This is a genomic window from uncultured Treponema sp. (assembly GCF_946187725.1).
Classification (GTDB): domain Bacteria; phylum Spirochaetota; class Spirochaetia; order Treponematales; family Treponemataceae; genus Treponema_D.
Genome location: NZ_CAMHSK010000070.1, coordinates 1 through 5,417 on the forward strand (window position 1 = coordinate 1; position 5,417 = coordinate 5,417).

At 42.3% G+C, this 5,417-nt stretch carries 7 protein-coding genes; 1 reads left to right on the forward strand and 6 read right to left on the reverse strand.

Going from position 1 to position 5,417, the window contains the following annotated elements:
- The 4 genes from Q0Q74_RS13940 to Q0Q74_RS13955 all read right to left on the reverse strand — a co-directional run.
- The coding region (locus Q0Q74_RS13940; RefSeq protein ID WP_294431852.1) for a GTP-binding protein at nt 1–266 on the reverse strand (266 nt) is incomplete at its 3' end.
- A gap of 215 nt (nt 267–481) precedes the next feature.
- Nucleotides 482–1,330: a phosphatidylserine decarboxylase gene (locus Q0Q74_RS13945; RefSeq protein ID WP_294431853.1), complete on the reverse strand. Its 849-nt coding sequence runs from the start codon at nt 1,328–1,330 to the stop codon at nt 482–484.
- A 1-nt stretch (nt 1,331) separates the two neighbouring features.
- Nucleotides 1,332–2,117, reverse strand: coding sequence for a CDP-alcohol phosphatidyltransferase family protein (locus tag Q0Q74_RS13950; protein WP_294431854.1), 786 nt, complete (start codon nt 2,115–2,117; stop codon nt 1,332–1,334).
- A gap of 39 nt (nt 2,118–2,156) precedes the next feature.
- The gene (locus Q0Q74_RS13955) at nt 2,157–2,822 is read right to left on the reverse strand and encodes a TVP38/TMEM64 family protein (protein ID WP_294431856.1); all 666 of its coding nucleotides are present in this window, start codon (nt 2,820–2,822) and stop codon (nt 2,157–2,159) included.
- A gap of 169 nt (nt 2,823–2,991) precedes the next feature.
- Between Q0Q74_RS13955 and Q0Q74_RS13960 the strand changes: the two genes are divergently transcribed.
- Complete coding sequence (locus tag Q0Q74_RS13960) at nt 2,992–4,482, forward strand: glycine--tRNA ligase (protein WP_294431858.1); 1,491 nt, start codon at nt 2,992–2,994, stop codon at nt 4,480–4,482.
- Nucleotides 4,483–4,550: 68 nt separating this feature from the next.
- Here the strand turns inward: Q0Q74_RS13960 and Q0Q74_RS13965 are convergent, their stop codons facing one another.
- Together Q0Q74_RS13965 and Q0Q74_RS13970 are read right to left on the reverse strand one after the other, a co-directional pair.
- Nucleotides 4,551–4,745 carry a hypothetical protein gene (locus Q0Q74_RS13965; RefSeq protein ID WP_294431860.1) on the reverse strand — a complete coding sequence of 65 codons (195 nt, stop codon included), beginning with the start codon at nt 4,743–4,745 and terminating at the stop codon, nt 4,551–4,553.
- A gap of 517 nt (nt 4,746–5,262) precedes the next feature.
- Nucleotides 5,263–5,417: hypothetical protein (locus tag Q0Q74_RS13970; protein WP_294431861.1), on the reverse strand; the 155-nt coding region annotated here is incomplete at its 5' end.

Consider the following 5,417-nt stretch of genomic DNA (forward strand, 5'->3'; position numbering starts at 1 on the left):
AAGTCTACGTGTCCCGGTGTGTCGATAAGGTTGATAGTGATGTCCTTCCACTGAACCTGAGTAGCTGCTGACTGGATAGTAATTCCGCGTTCGCGTTCCAGTTCCATGTTGTCCATTACAGCACCAACACCGTCCTTACCACGAACTTCGTGAATCGCATGAATCTTGTTACAATAGAACAAAATGCGTTCAGATGTGGTAGTCTTACCAGAGTCAATGTGGGCACTGATACCGATATTACGAACTTTGGTAATATCAAAAGCCATATTGTTTACCTCTCAAAAAAAAATTTCCAAAGATAGAATTAGAGAAATATACACTAAATTTGAGTAATGTTCAATAGTTTTGGAGGGGGAAAGCCTTCCCCCTGGGGTTCAATACCACTCACTTTTCGTTCGGGTATTTCACCCGCACCCCCATCTCCTAGGGCGCGCCCTAAAACCCCAAAATTGCTAGGGAGGACTAATCGTGATTTTCTGAGTTATTTTTCGGCTTTTAAGCCAACTGTCTGCCCGATTTTTACACGGTATTCACTTCCTGAATCCGTGATTGCTTTTATTTCGTCAAGAATCTTTACCTGGTCTTTTTGAAGCAAAAGTACGATTGTGGAACCGTGAAGGTCAAAGTAGCCCTTTTCTTCACCTTTTTTGAAAGAGCCTTCTTCGATTCGGTTTTGAATTCCGCCGACACTGAAAGCTCCGACTTCAATCTGTGCGATTTTTCCGAAATTTTCTGTATTCATGATTGTCCATGAACGGCGATTTTTTGTGTACAGACGGAAATTTTCTGCAGCAAGCGGCTGAACTGAATAAAGCGAACCCTGGATGAAGTGATTCCCGTTTTGGCTTCCTGAATCTACATAGCAATAACGATGGTAGTCAGTGGCACAGAGCCTGAAAACAAGGCACAGACCGCCTTTAAAAGCTTCGGTTGTTTCTTCTTTGCTCATGCCGAATCTGGCTGGTTCAAAAAAATCTTCGAGCGTGTAATCAAACCCTTTGATGTGGAATTTTGATTCTTCTGTGATTTCATATACGGAAAGAAGACTGTCTGCCGGGGAAATAAGATGTGTGGAATCAGAATCGAAAGTGATTTCTTTTTTTCGTGTAAAAAAATCGTTAAAAGACTTGAATTTGACTCCTTCAAATCCAGTCATGTCGATTCCGTTCTTTTTAATGAATGAAGGTATGTAAAATTTTGAAACAGGCGAACGCAAAACGAAGCCTAGTAATTTTGGAACTTTAAGGGCGAGAATTGCATGGAGCAGAACCCGCCCGCCTTTTGTACCGTAGAGAAATTGAACTGACTTATCGTTTGCGTTTTTTGCCATATTAAAACGCCTCTGCCCGCTGAGCCTGAATTTCAGTTTCAGTAGCCTGATTTTCAAAAACAATTGACGGTTCGCTTTCTTTTGTTGGAACGCAATATGCTTTTCCAAGAAGAAGAAGTGCAAGTTCTACAAGGCCAATCAAAATAAGAACGATTTTTCCGATAAGGTGCGGTTTAAGCATTCTGAACGGAGTGATGAACGCAATTGCCATAATCATAAGGAAGATAGCAGCTGCCTGAATTGGAGGGCGAGAGTTTCCGAGGAAATATGAAACGATGAAAACTGCCGGAAGCACGACTGCAACGCTTGTTACAGGAAGTCCGCGGTATTCATGACGGCTTTCTGAAGTTTTGTTCTGGCGTTCCATTTCATCGACATTGAAATATGAAAGGCGGATGAGAGCACACAAAAGGTAAAGTGCACAGACACAGATTATGATTCTTGCCTGCCATGGATGCTCAACTGGGTACTGCCTGTCACCGATTGCAAGTTTGTAAACGATGAGTGAAGGAAAAACTCCGTAGCTGATGATGTCGGCCATTGAATCAATCTGGATGCCGAAAAGCTTTTCTGATGGAGTGCGGTTTTTTTTGGTTGAGGCAACCTTTCCGTCGAACATGTCCATTACACCGGCAACCATAAGGCAGAGAAGTGCAAGAATGAAACTTCGGTCATTGTTCGAGAAAACGAAGTGAATTCCCGCAAAAGAGAACAACATGCCGACATAGGTAAGGATTACTGTGTAATTGTAAACACCGAGTAGCTGCAGATGCTGTTTTTTATCCATAATTTGTACCTTCTTTTACTTTTTATCTCAAACTAAATCTTAATTGAAACCATAACCAAAAATCAAGCCGTAAACGATGATTGTGAACGGTTTTGATGTAAGTATTATAAATGCGAATTTCTTGAATTTCATTTCTGTGAGACCCGTAAAGTAGCACAGAAAGTCATCTGGTGAAATTGGAAGCATAATCGCAATCCACAAAAAAACTGGATAGCTCTTTTTTTGTTTTTCGAGCCATCTCATGCTTTTTTGGTAGCGTTTTTCGGAGAAAATTTGCTTAACGAAAGAGATTCCGAATTTGCGTGAAAGCCAGAATGCAACAAAGGAACCGGCACAGATGCCGACATAGTTGCAGACGATACCGACCCAAGGGCCAAAGAGCGTAGGACCTACGATGCATCCGAGCGTGCTTGGAATGACCGCATAAATCGTTTTGACGCATTGAAAAATCGTGAGCAGAAGCGGCCCGAAGAAACCGAAGGAATTTATGAATGCCTTGAAAGATTCTACATCGCGGAAAGTGCCTGTTTTGTATTCGTAAAGGAACCAGATTCCAACACCGACAACGACAATTGCCAGCGCAATACAGAAGAGTTTTTTGAGAAGGCTGGTTTTTGTCTCAAGAATATCAATTGCCTGTTCTTTTTTGTGTTCGATGATTTCAGAGGCTTTTTCTTGAATCTTGTGTTCTATTTTGTGTTCCATGAAAAATACAGATAATATTATAACAGAATTTTCTATCGTATTCTATATATTTGTTTGAAAAATTGGGGATGGTTGAGACTTCCCCCTTTTTTTTAAATATGTTAAAATCCTTTCAATTATTTTTAATCCGTCTGCTTCGCGCCAGAAGCGGATTGAAGGAGTATAAAAAATGGCAAAAAATGAAAAAGTTGTGGCTGATCCACACGCATGTACTTTGGACAAAATCATTTCGCTTTGTAAGCGACGCGGTTTTGTATATCAGGCTTCAGAGATTTACGGAGGCCAGGCTGGTGCATGGGATTACGGCCCTCTCGGTGTTGATTTCAAACGCAATATTCAGAACGCATGGTGGAAGGAAATGACCCAGCTCCATGACGATGTTGTTGGTCTTGATTCCGCAATTTTCCAGCATCACACAACATGGAAGGCTTCTGGTCATGTTGACCACTTCTCAGACCCAATGGTTGACTGTCTTGAATGTCAGGCACGCCACCGCGCAGACAAGTTAATAGAAGATTTTGTTGCTGCTAACCCGGACAAAGCTCCTGGAAAGCCAGTTGACACAATGACACACGAAGAGATGAAAGCATTTATCGACGCCAACATCAACTGTCCGACCTGTAAGAGCGAGAACCGCAAATACACAGCTGTCCGCGAATTCAACCTCATGTTCAAAACATATCAGGGCCCAATCGCTGACGAATCACACCTTATCTATCTCCGCCCGGAGACTTGCCAGGGTATTTTCACTGATTTCAAGAGCATCGTTCAGTCAAACCGCATGAAGGTTCCTTTTGGCGTTGCTCAGGTTGGTAAATCATTCCGAAACGAAATCATCTTCAAGAACTTCATTTTCCGTACTTGCGAATTCGAGCAGATGGAAATGGAATATTTCTGTAAGCCTGGCACTGAGGACGAGACTTTCGAGCGATGGCGTCAGGATCGCTGGAACTTCTACCTCAAATACGGTATTGCCGAGAAGAACCTCAAATGGCATCACCACGACAAGCTCGCTCACTACGCAAAAGACGCTTACGACGTTACATACAACTTCCCGATTGGCTTTGAAGAGGTCGAGGGTATCCATTCCCGCACAGACTTCGATCTTTCACAGCATCAGGAATATTCAAAGAAGGACATGAGCTACATCGATCAGGAAGACGGAAACAAAAAGTTCATTCCTTACGTAATCGAAACTTCTGCAGGTCTTAACCGCAACTTCCTCATGTTCCTTTGCGAAGCTTACGAAGAAGAAAATGTCGGCAAAGACGGCAAAGAAGACTACCGAACAGTTCTTCACTTGCATCCAAAGCTGGCACCAATCACAGTCGCTGTTCTTCCATTGATGAAGAAAGACGGCCTTGCAGAAAAAGCAAAAGAAATCCAGCACATGCTCAAAGAAGATTTCGTAACTGATTTCGACCTTTCTGGTACAGTCGGTAAACGCTACCGTCGTCAGGACGAGGTTGGTACTCCGTTCTGCGTAACAGTTGACTACGACACAATCAACGAAAAGAACGACGACGGCTCAGTAAACAACAACTTCGGCACAGTCACAGTCCGCTTCCGAGACAGCATGGAGCAGGAGCGAGTCAAGATTGAAGACTTGCACACCTTCTTGTTCAAGGCTATCAAGGAATACAAGCCGGTTGTAAGATAAAAATTAGCAATTAAAACGGGACATCGGGCGATTCGCTTTCTTGTCCCGTTTTTTTTGTGTGGTTTGCTTTAACTATTCGTCTTTAATATGAAATTCCTCTTGGCTACGATTCTTTCTATTTCCCCGACCAATTCATTTGCTTTTTCTTCATTAGCCTGGCTGACGGCATTTTCAAGATTATCAAGCATATCTGAAATCTTGTTTTCATAAAGTGCAACTTCGGGAGAAGTCCTGATGGGGCTTGAGTGAATCGTGTAATACAAATTGTTGATTCTGTTTTTTAATTTTGTGTTTTGCGTGATAGATTCGATATATTTTGCTTTGGCGGAAATCGTTTTTACAAAATCATTTTCTATGTCGTGTTTTTCTTGCTTTTTTGCAGAATTATCGTTTGCAAGAAGATTTGAAACAAGAAGAGCAAGATAAATCGCTGTGAAAGTTGTTTGAATTGAAACTACGAATTTTGTTCCAAAAACTTCTTCTGTTTGTTTCAGATGTTTCTGACAAAAAAGACATTGATTTCTTAAAAAAACGCCAGGAGATGATTGCTTATCTGGCTGAAAGACAGAACGAAATTGGAAAATATGTCAGAGATTTCTTTTACGAGACTTTTGAACTTGTTTTGAGAGGGGAGAAAATTTCCCCACAAAAAATTCCCGCCCCAATGAAGGCATTGCACAGAAGCGGGAGCGTCATTAATCAACCGTATCTTAATAAAAAAAATCGGCAGAAAGCACAAATGCCCTCTGCCGAAATCTATCCCCATCCTAAAGCTTTATTTTACTTCGTTGGATTAAAGCTGACCGTTCGCATGATATCGCCGAATACACCGGCTGCCGTAACTCCGGCGCCTGCTCCGTATCCCCGGACTGTGAGCGGAATCGGTGTGTAGCGGGCTGTCTGGAATACGAATGCGTTCTCGCCGCCTCGGACAC

Excerpts from the sequence above, each read along its gene's own strand:
- Q0Q74_RS13945 (WP_294431853.1), bottom strand. The coding sequence starts at position 1,330 with ATGGCAAAAAACGCAAACGATAAGTCAGTTCAATTTCTCTACGGTACA.
- Q0Q74_RS13950 (WP_294431854.1), bottom strand. The coding sequence starts at position 2,117 with ATGGATAAAAAACAGCATCTGCAGCTACTCGGTGTTTACAATTACACA.
- Q0Q74_RS13960 (WP_294431858.1), top strand. The coding sequence starts at position 2,992 with ATGGCAAAAAATGAAAAAGTTGTGGCTGATCCACACGCATGTACTTTG.
- Q0Q74_RS13955 (WP_294431856.1), bottom strand. The coding sequence starts at position 2,822 with ATGGAACACAAAATAGAACACAAGATTCAAGAAAAAGCCTCTGAAATC.